The sequence below is a fragment of the Pseudomonas sp. MRSN 12121 genome (assembly GCF_000931465.1).
GTDB lineage: Bacteria > Pseudomonadota > Gammaproteobacteria > Pseudomonadales > Pseudomonadaceae > Aquipseudomonas.
In genome coordinates this window covers 6,627,290-6,644,329 of record NZ_CP010892.1, presented here as the reverse complement: position 1 = coordinate 6,644,329, position 17,040 = coordinate 6,627,290, and the positions used below count along the sequence as shown (strand labels likewise).

Here is a 17,040-nt window from a genome sequence, read left to right as displayed (position 1 = left end):
TTCCCTTAGTTGGTGTCGTGCTTGTGCGACTGCGAGTGACCCTGTTCGTCAGCGGATTTGCTCTCATCGGGGAGATACAACGGGCCTTTCTGGCCGCAGGCAGTGACAAGGCAGGCAACCGCGACGAGCGCAGCAAGGGAAGAGATCAGGCGCTTCATGGCGAAATCCTTGAGAATGCGTTAATTGCGCCCGAGTATACCGGCCACCCGGCGGCTTGCCTATGCGCTGGAACACCCGTCTGGCGGGCCTTTGCCCCTGGCGCGGGCGCCGGGCAGGGCGGTCGCGGGGATATTTTCCCTGTCGCCGGCGCCCTTGATCGGTATCCTTTGCATTCGCCCGGATGCGCCCGTATCTTGCGGCGCTTGAGCGTGAGTAGACACTTTCCGAGGTTCCCGCAATGAGTTTGACTGAAGCCCGTTTCCACGACCTGGTCGATGCCACCCAGCAGGCGCTGGAGGACATTTTCGATGAGAGCGACCTGGATATCGATCTGGAGAGCTCCGCCGGTGTGCTCACCGTCAAGTTCGACAACGGCAGCCAGGTGATCTTCAGCCGCCAGGAACCCCTGCGCCAGTTGTGGCTGGCCGCGCGCTCCGGCGGTTTCCACTTCGACTACGACGAGGAAAGCGAGCGCTGGATGTGCGACAAGAGCGAAGAGCAACTGGGCGAGATGCTCGAGCGCATCGTGCTCGAGCAGGCCGACATCAAGCTCGAATTCGAAGGGCTGTGAAACCGTGACCCCTGCCGCTCCCGCACGACCGCCCAAGCCGCTGTACAGCAACGTCAGCCCGGCCGTGGCTTCGCCGTGCATCAGCCTGTGCCGGCTGGACGAGGAAAAGGTCTGCAAGGGCTGTTTCCGGCACGTCGAGGACATTCGCGAATGGCGTTCGGCGGACGACGAGCGCCGGCGGGCGATCTGCCGCCAGGCGCTCGAGCGCAGGCAGGCCGTAGCGGCACAGGGGCTGTAGGTTCGTACTTGTACGGTTTGTTTATTCAGAATGCTGTGATAGTGTCCAGCCTTGCCTCGCCCTATCGAGGCCAGTGAAAACCCCGTCTTATCTGGACGGGGTTTTGCTTTTTTTGTGCCGAAAAAAGGAGTCTGCCTGGATCATGAGCACCGCACCTTCCATCATTCTCACCCGGCTCGACGTGCAGCGTCTGGAGCGCCTGATCGACAGCCTGGACGACACGCTGCCTGGCGTCATCGCGCTGCAGACCGAGCTGGATCGCGCCGAAACCCTGGTGGGCCACGATGAAGTCCCGGCCGGTGTCGTGACCATGAATTCGCGTGTGCATTGCCGCGAAGAAAGCAGTGGCAAGGATTACCACCTGACCCTGGTGTACCCACAGGACGCCAACGCCGACGAAGGCCGGATCTCTATCCTGGCGCCGGTGGGCAGCGCCTTGCTCGGTCTGCAGGTCGGCCAGTACATCGACTGGCCGGCGCCAGGCGGCAAGACCCTGAAACTGACGCTGCTGGAAGTGGAATACCAGCCGGAAGCGGCTGGCGACTTTCACCTCTGAGGGGCGCCCCTGACCGGCTGGACCTGCTCGAGCGCGTCGTTCAAGGCGCGCTCCAGGTCGGCCTTGTAGCGCAGGTAGAGATTGCTTGAACCGTTGTGGTCGCCGAGCAGGCCGGACAGGTCCAGGTCGGTGATATAGCAGCGATAGCGTTCGGTTTCGCGGCGTTGCTCGACAATCTCCTGGGCTACCGCGGCGAAGAGCTGGTCGCCGTGCTCCAGCTCGGAAAACTCCCGTTGATTGCAGTACAGGGTGACCTGCACCTGCCCCGGTGCGGCCTTGCCGATGATTCCCTGTACGTCATAGAAGGGTTTGTCTGCCGGCGTCTGCGGCGCCGGCCGCGATTCGACCCTGCGGGCGCGTGTGCTGCCCGAGGGCAATATCTGGTAATACAAAATATCCAGCGGGACCAGCGCCTGGGCAGCGTCCATCGGCAGTTGCGTATCGCGCCGGTAGAGAATCGATTGCAGGAACCGTTGCAGGGGCACCAGCAGGCTCTGTTCATCGTGGTAGGGCAGGCGTTGCTGCCAGAGCGCGTCGAACTCGTCCAGCACATACAGCTCGGCCTGCTCGTCGACGATCCGGTAGAACACCTGGATGCACTCGGGCTGGCCCATCGGCAGGATCAGCGCCAGGTCGTGGTCTTCCAGGGCCATCGGGTCCAGGTGCAGCGGGCTGTAGCTGGACTGTTCTTCGCCGAGGTAGTCGACCAGCGCCGGCAGGCTTGCCAGCGCCACATGATTGACCTGGCCCGGCACCAGCTCCAGCACGTGGTAGTGCTGCTGCACCTGGATCAGGTAGCGGTGATTGAGCTGGCTGAGCAACAGGTTCTGCGCCGTGTCGAACAGCTCCTCGACCCGCTGGGCGATGAACTGCGCGCGGTTGTGGCAGAAACAGCGCACCCGCAGCTTCGGCTGTTCGGGGCCGCGCGGCAGATTGTTGAGGTAGTCGCGCAGGCAGTCGAGCAGCGCATGGGCACCGTCGTAGCGACTCACCAGCACTTCGTTCCAGCTGTTCAGGGTGACCTGGTCGAGCGTCAGCACCAGGTTCTCCCGCACCCCGGCGTAGCTCAGGGAATCGGTACGCTCGGTGGTCATCAGGATGTTCAGGTCACGGTGATGCTTGAGCGGGTCGCGGCCGACATTCACCAGGATCAGCACTTCGCTGGGCAGGCTGGCATGCAGCAGGCGCTCCTCGCTGACCATCCCGAGGGGCAGGGCGATGGTCTGTTGCAGGCTGCCCAGCAGGTTGAACAGCTCGAATTCGCTCAGGTCGCTGCTGCCCGGATGGAGCGCCAGGCGCGTGCTGCTGTCGATCACCCCGTTGCGATGGCACCAGGTCAACAGCTCCAGCAGCTCGCGGCTGCGCTTGATCGGCGCGAAGTTCTCCCATTCCAGGGCATTCAGGTTGCCGTTGTACAGGCCCCAATGGGTTTGCCCCGGCTCTTTCTTGTTGGGCGACTGCACCAGGGTCAGGGTGTCTTCGGCCAGGTCCGGGGCGATCCCCGGGTTGATGAACTCGATCTTGCCCGCCTTGCGCTCGAAGGCCGCGTACAGCCGCCTACCAAGCACATTCAGGTCGCGCTTGCTGGCCAGGCCGAGGGTCTGTTCGGTACGGGCGAACTGGGTCAGGAAGCGGTAGCTGTAATTCAGCTCGCTGACTAGTGCGCGGCGTTCGGCGCTGACCTGGCGGACTTTCCACTGGCTGCGGCTGTCGAGCATCGCCAGTTGGCGGTGGTCCCAGCCCCACTCCTGGGTCAGTCGCTCAAGGAGCGAGCGCTGCCAGCTCGGGTTGCGCGCGCCGTTGCTTCCGGTGAGCTTGCGATTGACCTTCAGGTACAGGCTGCGGCGCACCAGTTCCAGGCGTTCCGGTTCGCCACGGGCCTTGAGGTATTCCTCGATGCGCCGGTAGACCACGACATAAGGGTCCAGCTCGTCGAGGTCCAGGCGATTGGCGAACACCGCCTGCTTGAAACGCAGGCTCAGGCACACCACCCGCGGGTGTTCGCTGGCGTAGACCTCGGTCAACAGCAGCTTGAGAACGGACTTGTACGGCGACTCGATGCCCTTGAACAGTTGCCAGAGACCGGCGCCAATGAATTCGCCCGGTGGGATATGGGCCAGGTGGCCCAGGTCGAGGTTCTCGTCGGCGGGGATGAAGCGTTTGGACAGCAGCGTATGGGTGTACTGGTGGTAGCGGGCCTCCTCGTAGACCGGTACCAGCCACCAGAGTGGGGTGCGTCCGGCCAGCCAGATGGCGGTGCGATAGAACTCGTCCAGCAGCAGGTAGTGCTGGGTGGTGCCGCAATCGTCGGAGCTCAGCTGGGTGTCGCGATCGCCACGGACAAAGCGGTTGGGATCGATCAGGAAGAAGTGCGCTTCGGCACCCTGGCCGGCGGCCCAGGCTTCCAGCAGCAGGCATTTCTTGCGCAGCTCGGCCAGTTCGTTTTCACCCAGGTCGGGAGCGTGGCAGACCCAGACATCCATGTCGCTCTGATCGGCCTGGGCCAGCGTGCCCAGGCTGCCCATCAGAAACAGGCCATGGATAGGGCGCGGCACATTGCCTGGCCGGGGCTTGTAGGAAAACGAGCGAGTCAGGCGCTGGGCCTCGTTGAGCGTCGAGGTGTCGGGCTCATAGTTCGACAAGCCAGCGGGCGTGCCCCCCGACACATAGCCTGGCAATAGCGGGTGGTTGACGTGAAAGAACAGCGGCAACAGGTTGAGCACCAGCTGCTGGCGTGGCGACAGTCCTTCCATGGCCCGACCCAGGCGGCCCTCGTTGAGCTTCAGAAAGCGCGTGCGTAGCTGGCTGAGAACCTTGCGATCGATTCCCTCGTCCAGGTCTGGGCGGATTTCATGGGTGCGGGTCATTCAAACAGGCTCGCGAAGCTTGAACGTGGGAGGTCTGCGGTGGGGAGAGTCTACAGCCTGTCGAGGGCGGGCTTTAAGCTGAATTTTGTTTTTTGACGTCAGTTTCCCAGCGTCTGGCCGGGTCTTGCTCGCGGAATCCGACGGGCGGGGATTCCGCGGGCTGTGAAGGGGCGTTCAGGCGGTTTCTTTGACCGTCAGGATGGTCAACAGGCCCTGGGCATGCTCGGCGGCATCCCGACCCAGGCTGGTCAGGTAACCACCATCGGGCTGGGTAATCAGTTCTTTTTCGTGCAAGCGGCGTGCGGCAGCGATGGCTTGAGGGGCAGCGGTCTGATGGATTTTCAGGCCTTCCTGGGAATTGTCCAGGTTGAAGAGTGCAAGGATTTCCAGTTCGGCAACCAACTCAGGGGTATACGACATAAGGACTCCAGACTTTCTAGGAATGAGACGACAGCGTCCTTAAGGTGACCGCAGTTAGGCAGCCTGTCCAGTGTCCGCTGCGGACTTTTACGCCCCTGGACGGCGGCATCCGGTCGCAGGGTGCGTACCAGTGTAGTCAAGGCCCGCAGTCGCGCCGGCCGGTTGCGGGCGCGGGGCAGGGCGGGCTTATTGCTTCTCGGGAGGCAGCTCGGGCAGGGCGCGCAGCGCGGCTTCGTACCATTGGGTATCGAACGCGCGGTCTTCCTCGAGGATGGCGTCGATTTCCACGGCCAATACGTGGGCCATGAGGTTGAGGATTTCCTCGCGCTCGTAGCCGACCAGCGTCAGCTTGTTGAATGTGGCCTTGGCCGCGGGCGGGTTATCGCTCGCGATCTGGTTTTCGATCGCTTCGATCAAGGTGTTCTCGGCGAACTCTTCTTCGTCGTTGTCGATATCAACTGGCTCGCTCATGGCAGGCTCCTCAAGGAAAGGCGGCCAGTTTACCCGTATTCAGCCGGCTGATGCTGCTGGCCAGTGGGCTGGCGAGGATCTATAAGAAGGGCTGCCAACCCCGTACCCGGCCTGGAGGCTACGTGATGCTCAAGCTTTATGGATTCGCCGTCAGCAATTACTACAACATGGTGAAACTGGCGTTGCTGGAAAAAGGCCTGTCTTTCGAGGAAGTGCCGTTCTATGCCGGGCAAAGCCCCGAAGCGCTGGCCATCAGTCCGCGGGGCAAGGTGCCGGTGCTGGGGGTGGAGCAGGGCTTCATCAACGAGACCAGCGTGATTCTCGAATACCTCGAACACACCCAGTCTGGCCCGGCGCTGTTGCCGGGCGATCCATTCGAGCGCGCCCAGGTGCTGGCGCTGGCCAAGGAAATCGAGTTGTACATCGAGCTGCCGGCGCGCGCCTGCTACGGCGAAGCGTTCTTCGGCGCCACGGTGCCCGAAGCCATCAAGGAAAAGTCCCGCAGCGAGCTGCTGCTGGGCTTCGCCTCGCTGGCCAGGCACGGCAAGTTCGCCCCCTATGTGGCGGGCAGCAGCCTGAGCGTGGCGGATCTGTATTTCCTGTACAGCGTCAGCCTGGCCTGCGCGGTCGGGCAGAAACTGTTCGCGGTGGATTACCTGGCCGGGATACCGGCGGCCAAGGCCCTGATGGCGCGGCTGGAGCAGATGCCCAATGTGCAGCGAGTGGCCGCTGACAAGAATGCGGCAATGCCGCAGTTCCTGGCGATGGTCGCCAGCAAGAAGTAGGAAAGCCCCGATCGCTGACGGCGGGCAAACCAGGCTCTTGCAGGAGCGTGGCTTGCCCGCGATAGCTTCTAGCGGCTGGCCAGCAGCGCCTGGCCGCGAACCACCGCTGCCCTGACCTGGGCGGGCGCCGTGCCACCGATGTGGTTACGGGCATTGACCGAGCCTTCCAGGGTCAGCACGGCGAACACATCCTGATCGATCTGGTCGCTGAACTTGCGCAGTTCTTCGAGGCTCATTTCCGCCAGGTCCTTGCCGGTTTCCACGCCGTATTTCACTGCATGACCGACGATTTCGTGGCAATCGCGGAATGGCAGGCCGCGGCGTACCAGGTAGTCCGCCAGATCGGTGGCGGTGGAGAACCCGCGCAGTGCCGCTTCGCGCATCATCGCGTGCTTGGGCTTGATCGCCGGGATCATGTCGGCGAAGGCCCGCAGCGAGTCGCGCAAGGTGTCGGCGGCGTCGAACAGCGGCTCCTTGTCTTCCTGGTTGTCCTTGTTGTAGGCCAGTGGCTGGCCCTTCATCAGGGTCAGCAGGCCCATCAGGGCGCCGAACACCCGACCGCTCTTGCCGCGAACCAGCTCCGGCACGTCGGGGTTTTTCTTTTGCGGCATGATCGAGCTGCCGGTGCAGAAACGGTCTGGCAGATCGATGAACTGGAACTGCGCGCTGGTCCACAGCACCAGTTCTTCGGAGAAGCGCGACAGGTGCATCATGGCGACACTGGCCGCGGCGCAGAACTCAATGGCGAAATCGCGATCAGACACATTGTCCAATGAGTTGCCGCCGACGGCCTCGAAGCCCAGCAGTTGGCAGGTCAGTTCGCGATCGATCGGGTAAGTGGTGCCGGCCAGCGCGGCGCTGCCCAGCGGCATGCGGTTGGTGCGCTTGCGGCAGTCGACCAGGCGTTCGTAGTCGCGGCTGAGCATCTCGAACCAGGCCAGCATGTGATGGCCGAACGTTACAGGCTGTGCGGTTTGCAGGTGGGTGAAGCCCGGCATGATGCTGTCGGCTTCGCGCTCGGCCTGCTCCAACAGGCCTTTTTGCAGGCGGGTGATTTCCGCCAGGATCAGATCGATCTCGTCGCGCAGCCACAGGCGGATATCGGTGGCGACCTGGTCGTTGCGACTGCGGCCGGTGTGCAGTTTTTTGCCGGTAACGCCGATGCGGTCGGTCAGGCGGGCTTCGATGTTCATGTGCACGTCTTCCAGGTCGACGCGCCAGTCGAAGGTGCCTGCCTCGATTTCACCCTGGATGGTGTTCAGGCCGTCGATGATGCTGTCACGTTCGGCATCGGTCAGCACACCGACCTTGGCCAGCATGGTGGCGTGGGCGATCGAGCCCATGATGTCGTGACGATAGAGGCGCTGGTCGAAGGTGACAGAGGCGGTGAAGCGGGCGACGAAGGCGTCGACGGGCTCACTGAAGCGGCCGCCCCAGGACTGATTGGTCTTGTCAGTGCTCATGAATTCGCTCGTGATCGGCTGGAAGGAAAAATGGGGTGAAAAGTTGCCGCGGATGATAACAGGGTTGCCAATCCTGTCGCTGGCACCGGTCGGCAGGTTTTTATTTCCATCAGGGGCCCGCGGGCGCTTGTAGCCGCCTTCGGGCGGGCAGAGACTAGGTGAGCGAATAGCGGTTGCGCAGAGTGATGTAACGATATTTATCGATTGAGCAATATCGTCTTGGCAACCGTCTACAGTTGGACTGAAGGAACAGCGCACTCCCGGATGCCGCACCGATCCGGCCGCTGATCACGCAACCGTTGTCGCACGCGCTTCGGCTCCGGCGCCACCTGGTGACTTCACAGGGAGGCGGGCAGGAGGGAAGCCGACTATAAGAGAGGGGGTGTTTGTGTCCTGTATCAGCAGTCCCCATGACCTTGTCGTGCAGTGGCGGGCCTGGAGTGGTATCGAACAGGCCCGGGTAAATATTGGTGCCCGTCGTGGGGCACTTTTTGGCCCTCGCACTAGTCTTAGCGTGGATCGCCGTGACGGACGTCACTTCACCTGTCTACGCTATCCTTGTGCGAGACTCACGCAGGAATCCAGCGCAATATGAATGTCCTGATCGTTGATGACGAACCCCTAGCCCGCGAGCGCCTGAGCCGTATGGTCGGTGAGCTCGAGGGATACAGTGTCCTGGAGCCCAGCGCCACCAATGGCGAAGAGGCATTGGCCCTGATCGACAGCCTGAAGCCGGATATCGTGCTGCTCGACATCCGCATGCCAGGCCTCGACGGCCTGCAGGTTGCCGCCCGGCTATGTGAACGCGAGACGCCTCCGGCGGTGGTGTTCTGTGCCGCTCCTGACGAGTTTGCCCTCGAGGCTTTCGCTGCCACCGAGGTGGGCCACCTGCTCAAGCCGGTGCGTTCCGAACATCTGCTCGAGGCGCTGAAAAAAGCCGAACGCCCCAACAGGGTTCAACTGGCTGCCCTGACCCGGCCCGCCGCAGAGAGCGGCAGCGGTCCGCGCAGCCATATCAGCGCGCGCACCCGCAAAGGTATCGAGCTGATCCCGCTGGGCCAGGTCGTCTATTTCATCGCTGACCATAAATACGTGACCTTGCGCCATGAAAGCGGGGAAGTCCTGCTGGATGAGCCTCTGAAAGCGCTGGAGGACGAATTCGGCGAGCGTTTCGTGCGGATCCACCGCAATGCCCTGGTGGCCCGCGAGCGTATCGAGCGCCTGCAGCGTACGCCGCTGGGGCATTTCCAGCTGTTCCTCAAGGGCCTCAATGGTGATGCGCTGATCGTCAGCCGGCGGCATGTGGCCGGGGTGCGCAAGATGATGCAGCAGCTCTAGAGCCGGGCGTCCGGGGGCTTCTGCATCGCGTCCAGGGCGTTTCTGCAGCCAGGGAGGGGCTGCAGCTCTGATACAAGTCAAAGCCGATTTGGCTGAGCTGTTATCATCTGCCGTATTTTCTTCAGTACGGATTGATCCATGTCCTCTCGCGAAATCCGCATCGCCACTCGCAAAAGTGCCCTGGCCCTCTGGCAAGCCGAATACGTCAAAGCTCGTCTGGAAGCCGCTCACCCGGGACTGCTCGTCACGTTGGTGCCCATGGTCAGTCGTGGGGACAAGCTGCTCGATTCACCGCTGTCGAAAATCGGTGGCAAAGGCTTGTTCGTCAAGGAACTGGAAACCGCGCTGCTCGAGAACCAAGCGGACATTGCCGTGCACTCGATGAAAGACGTGCCGATGGATTTCCCGGAAGGCCTGGGCCTGTTCTGCATCTGTGAGCGCGAAGACCCGCGCGATGCCTTTGTCTCCAACACCTATTCCAGCCTCGACGAGCTGCCCGCGGGCAGCGTGGTGGGCACCTCCAGCCTGCGTCGCCAGGCGCAGCTGCTGGCGCGTCGCCCGGACCTGCAGATCCGCTTTCTGCGCGGCAACGTCAACACCCGCCTGGCCAAGCTCGATGCTGGCGAATACGACGCCATCATCCTGGCCGCCGCCGGCTTGATCCGCCTCGGCTTCGAAGATCGCATCAGTTCTTCGATCAGCGTCGAAGACAGCCTGCCAGCCGGCGGCCAGGGCGCGGTGGGTATCGAGTGCCGCACTGCCGATAGCGAGATCCACGGGCTGCTGGCGCCGCTGCACCATGCCGATACGGCGGACCGGGTCACTGCCGAACGGGCGCTGAACAAACACCTGAATGGTGGCTGCCAGGTGCCGATTGCCTGCTATGCCGTGCTCGAAGGCGATCAACTGTGGTTGCGCGGCCTGGTCGGCGAGCCGAGCGGCGGCGTGCTGCTCAGCGCCGAGGCACGCGCCTCGCGTAGCGCCGCGTCGATGCTGGGGGTGCAGGTGGCGGACGACCTGCTGGCCCAGGGCGCCGAGGATATCCTGCGCGCGGTCTATGGCGAGGCAGGCGAAGAGTGACCGGTTGGCGTGTGTTGCTGACCCGCCCTGCGGACGAGTCGGCACTGCTGGCCGAGACGCTGGACGAGGCGGGTGTATTCAGCAGCAGCCTGCCTCTTCTGGAAATCGCCGCCCTGCCTTTCGGCGATGCCCAGCGTGCTCTGCTGCGCGACCTGCCCCTGTATCGTGCGGTGATCGTGGTCAGCAAGCCGGCCGCGCGAATGGCCGTGCACCTGCTCGAGCAGTTCTGGCCTCGGCCGCCCGAGCAACGCTGGTTCAGCGTGGGCGCCGCTACGGCGCAGATTCTGGCCGAGCATCGCCTGGAGGTGTTTTTCCCCGAACAGGGCGACGACAGTGAAGCCTTGCTTGAACTTCCCCAGTTGCGCGAGGCTATTGCACCGTCGGCTGCGCGGGTGCTGATCATCCGCGGGGAGGGTGGTCGCGAGCTGCTGGCTGAACGTTTGCGCGGCCAAGGTGCTAGTGTCGACTATTTGGAACTCTACCGCCGCGACCTGCCGCACTATGCCGACGGAGCCCTGGTGCAACGCATTCGAGCGGAACGCTTGAATGGGCTGGTGGTCAGCAGTGGGCAGGGCTTCGAGCACCTGCGGCAGCTGGCCGGCGAGGCGTGGCCAGAGGTAGCGCAGTTGCCGTTGTTCGTACCGAGCCCTCGGGTCGCCGAGATGGCGCGTGCCGCTGGGGCCGAGAAAGTTGTGGATTGCCGTGGCGCCAGCGCCGCGGCCTTTCTAACGGCGTTACGGGAGCAACCCGTGCCCGTTCTCTAAACGCAAAGGATGGATACGTGAGCGAAACAGCCTTGCCTAAAGATGATGCCCAGCCGGTCCTCGATGCACCGGCTGAACCCACAACCCCTGCTCCGCAGCGCCGTGGCAACGGGTTGGCGATCCTGGCCCTGTTGCTGGGGGCGGCCGGCGTCGCTGCCGGTGGCTGGGGTGTCTGGCAGGTACGCAACCTGCAGGCCAACCATCAACAGCAACTGGGGCAGTTGCAGGCCCTGGGCGATGAAGCCCAGAGCCTGAAGCTCGACTCGCAGCGTCTCAGCACACGCCTGGAGCAACTGCCGCCGGCCGGCGAACTGGAAGAGCGCCGTCGCCTGGTCGCGCAGTTGCAAGGTGACCAGCAGCGCCTCAGCCAGCGACTGGAGAGCGTACTGGGCGCCAGCCGCAAGGACTGGCGCCTGGCCGAGGCGGAACACCTGCTGCGTCTTGCCAGCCTGCGTCTCTCGGCCTTGCAGGACATCAGCAGCGCGCAGGCGCTGGTACAGGGCGCCGACGAGATCCTGCGCGAGCAGAACGATCCCGGTTCTTTTGCCGCACGTGAACAGTTGGCCAAGAGCCTCGCAGCCTTGCGCAGCACCGAGCAGCCGGATCGCACCGGGCTGTTCCTGCAGTTGGGCGCCTTGCGTGATCAGGTGGTCGAGCTCACCGAGCTGGCGCCCGAGTATCACGACCGTGGCGGCTCGTTGCTGGGCCTGACCGCCGATGGCGACGGCGCCAGCCGCTGGGCGCAATGGTGGGAGCAGATCTCGCGTTACATTCGCATCGACTTCGATGCCGACAAGAATGTGCGGCCGCTGCTCGCCGGTCAGAGCCTGACGCAGGTGCGCCTGGCCCTGAGCCTGGCCCTGGAGCAGGCCCAGTGGGCGGCGCTCAATGGCCAGGCACCGGTCTACACCCAGGCATTGGCCGAGGCTCGCGATGTGTTGAAGGGCAACTTCAACCAGGACAACCCACAGAGCAAACTCATGCTCGAACGCGTCTCCGAGTTGAGCAAACAGCCGGTCACGGTGCTGACTCCGGACCTGGCCAAGACCCTGGGTGCCGTTCAAGCCTATCTGGAACGCCGCAACCTGAGCGCTGAAGAGTCGGTCAAGCCACTGGCCAAGCCTGCCGCGAACCCGGTGCAGGAGACCAGCCCATGAAGCGCCTGTATGTGATTCTGTTCCTGGTCATCGCCGCAGCGGGCCTCCTTGGGCTGGCGATCGCCCAGCATGCCGGGTACGTGCTGGTGGCCTACAACAGCTTCCGCTATGAGTCGAGCCTGTGGGCGACGCTCATCCTGATCGCGGTGATCTGGCTGGTGATCTGGGGCATCAAGGCACTGATCGAGCTGGTGATGGCCTCCAGTGGCGTGGTCAATCCCTGGTCGCGACGCAACCGCAGTCGTCGGGTGCAGATCGCCATCGAGCAAGGCCAGATGGACCTTGCCGAAGGTCGCTGGGCCAGCGCGCAGCGGCATCTGCATCGGGCCGCCGAAGCCGAGCGCCAGCCGTTGCTGTATTACCTCGGCGCGGCGCGGGCGGCGAACGAGCAGGGGCACTACGAGGAAAGCGACAAGCTTCTGGAGCGTGCCCTGGAGCGTCAGCCCCAGGCTGAGCTGGCGGTGGCCTTGAGTCATGCCCAGCTACAGACCGATCGCGGTGATACCGAAGGTGCCTTGAGCACTCTGCAGGCAATGCACGAACGTCACCCGCACAGCGTTCAGGTGTTGCGGCAGTTGCAGCGCCTGCATCAGCAGCGGGGTGATTGGTCGGCAGTGATTCGCCTGCTGCCTGAGCTGCGCAAGGACAAGGTCCTGCCGGCCAGCGAACTGGCGGAGCTGGAGCGCCGGGCCTGGGGCGAGAACCTGACCCTCGCGGCGCATCGTGAGGAAAATGGCACGGTTGGCCTGCAATCGCTCAATCGGGCCTGGCAGCAGTTGACCGCCGCCCAGCGCCAGGAACCGCAACTGGTGCTGGCCTACGCCGAACAGCTGCGCCAGCTGGGGGCCGAGGCCGAGGCCGAAGAGGTGCTGCGGGTAGCCCTCAAGCGCAAGTACGACAGCCACCTGGCGCGGCTCTACGGTTTGCTGCGTGGCAGCGATCCGGCGCGGCAGTTGCAGTTCGCCGAGCAATGGCTCAAAGACCATCCGAACGATCCGAGCCTGCTGTTGACCCTCGGACGCCTGTGCCTGCAAACCAGTCTCTGGGGCAAGGCGCGGGATTATCTGGAAAGCAGCCTGCGCGTGCAGCGCAACCCGGAAGCCTGTGCCGAGCTGGCGCGACTGCTGGCGCAGCTGGGCGATACCGAGCGCAGCAACCAGTTGTTCCAGGAAGGCCTGGGGCTGCTGGACGAACGCCTGCTGGCCTTGCCCTTGCCGATACCGGCCAGGGCCTGACCTCCCAGGGCGGGGCGCGCCATTCGATGCGCCCCGCCCGGCGACCAGTCTATCCGGCCTGCTCGTTCTGTCGCCCCCCGACGCCGCGTGCCTTGAAAGGGGCGGGCGCTTTCTCTACCGTGGCTGCCTGTTTCTTCCATTGCGGATACCCCATGTCACTGGCCGGCTCACGCTCGCTGTTCTGCCTTGTATTTCTTATCGGTGCCCTGGCCCTGTGGGCTTCGTTTCACCTGGAGTACCGGGTTGGGCTCGAGCCTTGCCTGCTCTGGGTACTGCAGCGTTTCTTCGCCCTGCTGTTGACCTCGGTCAGCCTGGTGGCGGTCCTGCATGCACCACAATATCTGGCGAGTATCGGGTACTGGCTGCTGGAGTTGCTCTGCAGCCTGGGAGGCGTCATCACGGCCGGGCGCCATGTGCTATTGCAGAACATCCCTTCGGATCAGTTGCTGGCGTGCCTGCCGGACATGCCGTTCATGCTCGGCAACCTGCCTTGGGAGCGGGCCCTGCGGCTGGCTTTTACCGGTACGGCACAGTGCGCGGAGGTTACCTGGACGCTGCTGGACATGAGCGCGGCGGAGTGGAGCCTGCTGTTCTTCATCGGGGTGCTGATTCTGAGCGTTTATCGCCTGGCGCTGCTTCTATCACGAGGCCGGGGCAGGGCGGCCGGGGCTTGAGTCGCCAATTTGCGACGGAGCTCAAGATTAAACACTTGTATGAACTTTATCGCCTGCGTACCTTGAAGCGGCTGTCGAGCGGGCATAATCTGGCCCGCACGTGTCACCGCATTTACGTTGCTCGATGCTGTTCTGCCTGGGCAAATGACGATGTTCAGCCCAGTGGCGGATTCAGAGCGGCATGACCCAAAAGGGAAGAGAGATCGCCATGCTCGAAAGTTGTCAGAATGCCCAGGAGCGCTGGGGCGGAGTGCATCTGCTGATCGATCGCTGGTTGCAGGAGCGTCACGAACTGGTTCGGGCCTACGATGCTCTCGGCGCAGAGCCTGAGGCACTGGCTGACAATCGGCAGCCGTTGCAGGAGTTCTGCGCCATCCTCGTCGACTACGTTTCCGCCGGGCACTTTGAAATCTACGAGCAGTTGACCGGCGAAGCCAAGGCGTTCAATGACAAGCGCGGGCTCGAACTGGCCGAAACCCTCTACCCTCGGATCGATGTCATCACTGAAAAGCTGCTGGCGTTCAACGATCTGTGCGACGCAGGCAAATGCGTGGCGGAGAAGTTCAAGGAGCTGGGTGGCCTGCTGCATGAGCGCTTCGAACTGGAAGACTGCCTGATCGAAGTGCTGCACAACGCGCACAAGGAAGAGGCAGCGCTGCAGGCCTGACTTGCAACGCAAGATTGAACGAAACGGTGCGCAATGCGCACCGTTTTTCGTTTCGGCCAAGACCTAGCCGGTGACGCCCAGCAATTCGATCTCGAACACCAGAGGAGTGTAAGGGGCGATCAGGTCGCCGGCTCCGTCGGCACCATAGGCCTGGGCCGAAGGGATCACCAGGCGCCACTTCGCCCCGGTCGGCATTTGTTGCAGGGCGCTGCGCCAGCCGGCAATCACGCTGTCCAGTCGAAACCACTGTGGCTGCTCGTTCTGGTCGAACACCGTGCCGTCCGGCAGGCGCCCGACATAGCGCACCTGTACTGAGCCATTGGCCCCCGGGCGGGCTCCGCTGCCGGGTGCCAGTTCGGTCAGCAGAATGCCGTTTTCCAGTTCGCGTACACCCGGTCGTTTCTTCTCGGTCGAGAGAAAGCGCTGTTCGTTTTCCAGCGCAACTTCGATCGCCGGCTTGTTCGCCTGCTCGCTGACCTGAGCCTCGTGCTGGGCAAGAATCTGTTCGATGCGTTCGTCCTTGAGGGCCAGCGGCTTGCCTTGATAAGCCTGTTGCAATCCCTCCACCAAGGCCTGGAGTTGCAGGTCCGGCACCTCCTGGCGCAGGCGTTCGCCCAGGCTGGCGCCCAGGCTGTAGGCCAGATCGCGGGCATCGTTTTTCTGCGAATCTTCAGTGGCCTGAGCCAGCGGCAACAACATGCACAAGGATAAAAAAAGGTAGCGCGACATGGGCACTCTCCGGCCTGAGACGGAGTGGATTATGCCAGTGTGGATGTGGCGGCTGGTGAGTAACTTTCTGGCGTGCGAAGAACATTTTCAATCCTCTGCAACGCATGGCATTCGATACTGTCAACATGCCCTAGCGGCGGTAGCAGCAGAGGTCTAGTATGAGCCGCAACTCACGTCAGCCAGGAGGTAAACCATGTCGGCCAATAAGAAGCCTGTAAATACTCCGTTGCACTTGCTCCAACAGCTTTCGAGCAGCCTGCTCGAGCACTTGGAAAATGCTTGTTCCCAAGCCTTGGCTGATGCTGAGAAATTGCTCGCCAAACTGGAAAAGCAACGCGGTAAGGCACAGGAAAAACTGCACAAGTCGCGCACCAAACTGCAGGACGCCGCGGCGGCCGGCAAGGCCAAGGCGCAAGCCAAGGCCAAGGACGCGGTGAAAGAACTTGAAGACCTGCTCGATGCGCTCAAGACTCGTCAATCCGAAACCCGCGCCTACATTCTGCAACTCAAGCGCGATGCCCAGGAAAGCCTGAAACTGGCCCAGGGTGTGGGTCGTGTGAAAGAGGCTGCAGCCAAGGTGCTGAGCACTCGTTCCGCCAAACCGGCTGCAGCTCCCGCACAGAAAGCCGCGGCCAAGCCAGCGGCCAAAGCGCCTGCCAAGCCTGCCGCCAAGGCACCGGTAAAAGCAGCCAGCAAACCGGCGGCCAAACCCGCTGCCAAGCCAGCCGCAAAAACCGCCGCCGCCAAACCCGCGGCTGCCAAGCCGGCCGCTAAACCAGCTGCTGCAAAAGCCCCCGCTAAACCTGCTGCCAAGCCGGCTGCCAAACCTGTTGCGAAAACCGCGGCGGCCAAACCGGCTGCAGCGAAACCCGCAGCCAAGCCTGTGGCCAAACCTGCCGCCAAGCCTGCCGCTAAAACTGCAGCGGCCAAACCTGCTGCCGCCAAGCCTGCGGCCAAACCGGTCGCGGCAAAAACCGCTGCGAAACCTGCGGCGAAACCGGCTGCGGCAAAAGCTTCGGTGAAGGCTGCAGCGAAACCCGCGGCCAAGCCTGCAGCCAAACCCGCAGCTGCCAAGCCGGCTACCTCCAGCGCGGCCAAGCCGGCAGCAGCGAAACCTGCCGCAGCAAAACCGGCTGCCAAGCCAGCGGCGAAACCTGCTGCCAAACCAGCTGCCAAGCCTGCCGCGAAGAAGCCTGTCGCTGCCAAGCCTGCGGCCAAACCGGCAACCGCTCCAGCGGCCGCCAAGCCTGCCACTCCAGCGGCTCCAGCAGCCAAACCTGCTGCTGCGGCACCTTCGTCGGCTCCAGCAGCGTCCACCGCGGCCACTCCAGCGCCGACCGCTTCTGTCAGCACCACGCCAACCAGCGCTTCCTAAGCGTCGGTCACCGCGACGCGCAGCGCCTGCAGCGCGTCGCGGTTGAGGTTGGCGGCTTCGGCCGCCAGTCCTTCCAGCCAGCTCATCAGATCTTGCGCTTCATCTCCCGGCCATTCCCCCGCCAGCGCTTCCAGGCGCACCAGCAGTTGCCGTTCTGCCTCCAGTTCCAATGCCTTGACCCGCTCGCGCAGGCTTGCCAGTTCCGGATCGATCGCCGCGGCCGGCCGCCATTGCGTGCGCAGCTGCCGCAGCGGCCTGACGACTTCGTCGTGCCAGGGTTGGCCCAGGGCCCGCAGCTGTTGCAGGCGTTGAGGATCGCAGGCCACACCGCGTGCGCCCAGCCAGGCCGCACAGAGCAAAAGACAGACATTGGCCCCGGCCGCCTGAAGGTCCAGGCAAGCCTTTTCGACGCCCGGGCGGGCGTAGGTCTTGAGGGTGAAACTCCACAGGTCAGAGGGCATCTCGCTACTCGCGCCAGTTGCGAGCGAAGC

19 protein-coding genes and 1 pseudogene are annotated in these 17,040 nt (G+C 63.4%); 13 read left to right on the top strand and 7 right to left on the bottom strand.

Annotated features, from left to right (window positions below; genetic code table 11):
* Window positions 1-5: 5 nt before the first annotated feature.
* Window positions 6-158: an LPS translocon maturation chaperone LptM gene (gene lptM / locus TO66_RS33060; RefSeq protein WP_044465715.1), complete on the bottom strand. Its 153-nt coding sequence runs from the start codon at window positions 156-158 to the stop codon at window positions 6-8.
* Window positions 159-397: 239 nt separating this feature from the next.
* On the opposite strand from lptM, the gene cyaY reads away from it, so the two are divergent.
* From cyaY to rnk, 3 genes are all read left to right on the top strand, one after another.
* Entirely contained in the window at window positions 398-730 is a 333-nt protein-coding gene (cyaY, locus tag TO66_RS30345; protein WP_044465714.1) for an iron donor protein CyaY, read from the top strand.
* 4 nt (window positions 731-734) lie between these two features.
* Entirely contained in the window at window positions 735-968 is a 234-nt protein-coding gene (locus TO66_RS30340) for a DUF1289 domain-containing protein (protein WP_044465713.1), read from the top strand.
* A 142-nt stretch (window positions 969-1,110) separates the two neighbouring features.
* Window positions 1,111-1,524, top strand: coding sequence for a nucleoside diphosphate kinase regulator (rnk, locus tag TO66_RS30335; RefSeq protein ID WP_044465712.1), 414 nt, complete (start codon window positions 1,111-1,113; stop codon window positions 1,522-1,524).
* Here rnk and TO66_RS30330 read toward each other — a convergent pair.
* The 3 genes from TO66_RS30330 to TO66_RS30320 form a co-directional block, all read right to left on the bottom strand.
* Window positions 1,515-4,391, bottom strand: coding sequence for a class I adenylate cyclase (locus TO66_RS30330; RefSeq protein ID WP_044465711.1), 2,877 nt, complete (start codon window positions 4,389-4,391; stop codon window positions 1,515-1,517). The genes rnk and TO66_RS30330 overlap by 10 nt on opposite strands.
* A gap of 174 nt (window positions 4,392-4,565) precedes the next feature.
* Window positions 4,566-4,811 (bottom strand): TIGR02647 family protein, encoded by a 246-nt coding sequence (locus TO66_RS30325; RefSeq protein WP_044465710.1) that lies wholly within the window; start codon window positions 4,809-4,811, stop codon window positions 4,566-4,568.
* 186 nt (window positions 4,812-4,997) lie between these two features.
* Window positions 4,998-5,282, bottom strand: a complete 285-nt coding sequence (locus TO66_RS30320) for a hypothetical protein (protein WP_044465709.1) — start codon at window positions 5,280-5,282, stop codon at window positions 4,998-5,000.
* A gap of 125 nt (window positions 5,283-5,407) precedes the next feature.
* Between TO66_RS30320 and TO66_RS30315 the strand changes: the two genes are divergently transcribed.
* On the top strand, window positions 5,408-6,067 hold the full coding sequence (locus tag TO66_RS30315) for a glutathione S-transferase family protein (RefSeq protein ID WP_044465708.1): 660 nt from the start codon (window positions 5,408-5,410) through the stop codon (window positions 6,065-6,067).
* Between the two features lie 68 nt (window positions 6,068-6,135).
* On the opposite strand, the gene argH is transcribed toward TO66_RS30315, so the two are convergent.
* Window positions 6,136-7,530: an argininosuccinate lyase gene (gene argH / locus TO66_RS30310; RefSeq protein ID WP_044465707.1), complete on the bottom strand. Its 1,395-nt coding sequence runs from the start codon at window positions 7,528-7,530 to the stop codon at window positions 6,136-6,138.
* Between the two features lie 191 nt (window positions 7,531-7,721).
* On the opposite strand from argH, the pseudogene TO66_RS34375 reads away from it, so the two are divergent.
* From TO66_RS34375 to TO66_RS30275, 8 genes and pseudogenes are all read left to right on the top strand, one after another.
* Window positions 7,722-8,125, top strand: a pseudogene (locus tag TO66_RS34375) (sensor histidine kinase); the annotation flags it as partial.
* Window positions 8,122-8,868: a LytTR family DNA-binding domain-containing protein gene (locus TO66_RS30305; RefSeq protein ID WP_044465706.1), complete on the top strand. Its 747-nt coding sequence runs from the start codon at window positions 8,122-8,124 to the stop codon at window positions 8,866-8,868. The pseudogene TO66_RS34375 and the gene TO66_RS30305, both read left to right, overlap by 4 nt.
* Before the next feature lie 138 nt (window positions 8,869-9,006).
* A complete protein-coding gene (gene hemC / locus TO66_RS30300; protein ID WP_044465705.1) occupies window positions 9,007-9,948 on the top strand; it encodes a hydroxymethylbilane synthase in 942 nt (313 codons plus the stop codon).
* On the top strand, window positions 9,945-10,712 hold the full coding sequence (locus TO66_RS30295; protein WP_044465704.1) for a uroporphyrinogen-III synthase: 768 nt from the start codon (window positions 9,945-9,947) through the stop codon (window positions 10,710-10,712). The genes hemC and TO66_RS30295 overlap by 4 nt, the downstream gene beginning before the upstream one ends.
* A 17-nt stretch (window positions 10,713-10,729) precedes the next feature.
* Window positions 10,730-11,869: a uroporphyrinogen-III C-methyltransferase gene (locus TO66_RS30290; protein WP_044465703.1), complete on the top strand. Its 1,140-nt coding sequence runs from the start codon at window positions 10,730-10,732 to the stop codon at window positions 11,867-11,869.
* Entirely contained in the window at window positions 11,866-13,104 is a 1,239-nt protein-coding gene (locus TO66_RS30285) for a heme biosynthesis protein HemY (protein WP_044465702.1), read from the top strand. Before TO66_RS30290 ends, TO66_RS30285 begins: the two co-directional genes overlap by 4 nt.
* Window positions 13,105-13,256: 152 nt before the next feature.
* A complete protein-coding gene (locus TO66_RS30280; protein ID WP_044465701.1) occupies window positions 13,257-13,778 on the top strand; it encodes a disulfide bond formation protein B in 522 nt (173 codons plus the stop codon).
* A 208-nt stretch (window positions 13,779-13,986) separates the two neighbouring features.
* Window positions 13,987-14,445, top strand: coding sequence for an Rsd/AlgQ family anti-sigma factor (locus TO66_RS30275; RefSeq protein WP_044465700.1), 459 nt, complete (start codon window positions 13,987-13,989; stop codon window positions 14,443-14,445).
* 63 nt (window positions 14,446-14,508) lie between these two features.
* Here TO66_RS30275 and TO66_RS30270 read toward each other — a convergent pair whose 3' ends face one another.
* Window positions 14,509-15,174 carry an FKBP-type peptidyl-prolyl cis-trans isomerase gene (locus TO66_RS30270; RefSeq protein WP_044465699.1) on the bottom strand — a complete coding sequence of 222 codons (666 nt, stop codon included), beginning with the start codon at window positions 15,172-15,174 and terminating at the stop codon, window positions 14,509-14,511.
* A gap of 193 nt (window positions 15,175-15,367) precedes the next feature.
* On the opposite strand from TO66_RS30270, the gene TO66_RS33050 reads away from it, so the two are divergent.
* Complete coding sequence (locus TO66_RS33050) at window positions 15,368-16,549, top strand: AlgP family protein (RefSeq protein WP_044465698.1); 1,182 nt, start codon at window positions 15,368-15,370, stop codon at window positions 16,547-16,549.
* On the opposite strand, the gene TO66_RS30260 is transcribed toward TO66_RS33050, so the two are convergent.
* Window positions 16,546-17,010 (bottom strand): TIGR02444 family protein, encoded by a 465-nt coding sequence (locus TO66_RS30260; RefSeq protein ID WP_044465697.1) that lies wholly within the window; start codon window positions 17,008-17,010, stop codon window positions 16,546-16,548. The two genes, TO66_RS33050 and TO66_RS30260, sit on opposite strands and share 4 nt — an antisense overlap.
* Window positions 17,011-17,040 lie beyond the last annotated feature (30 nt).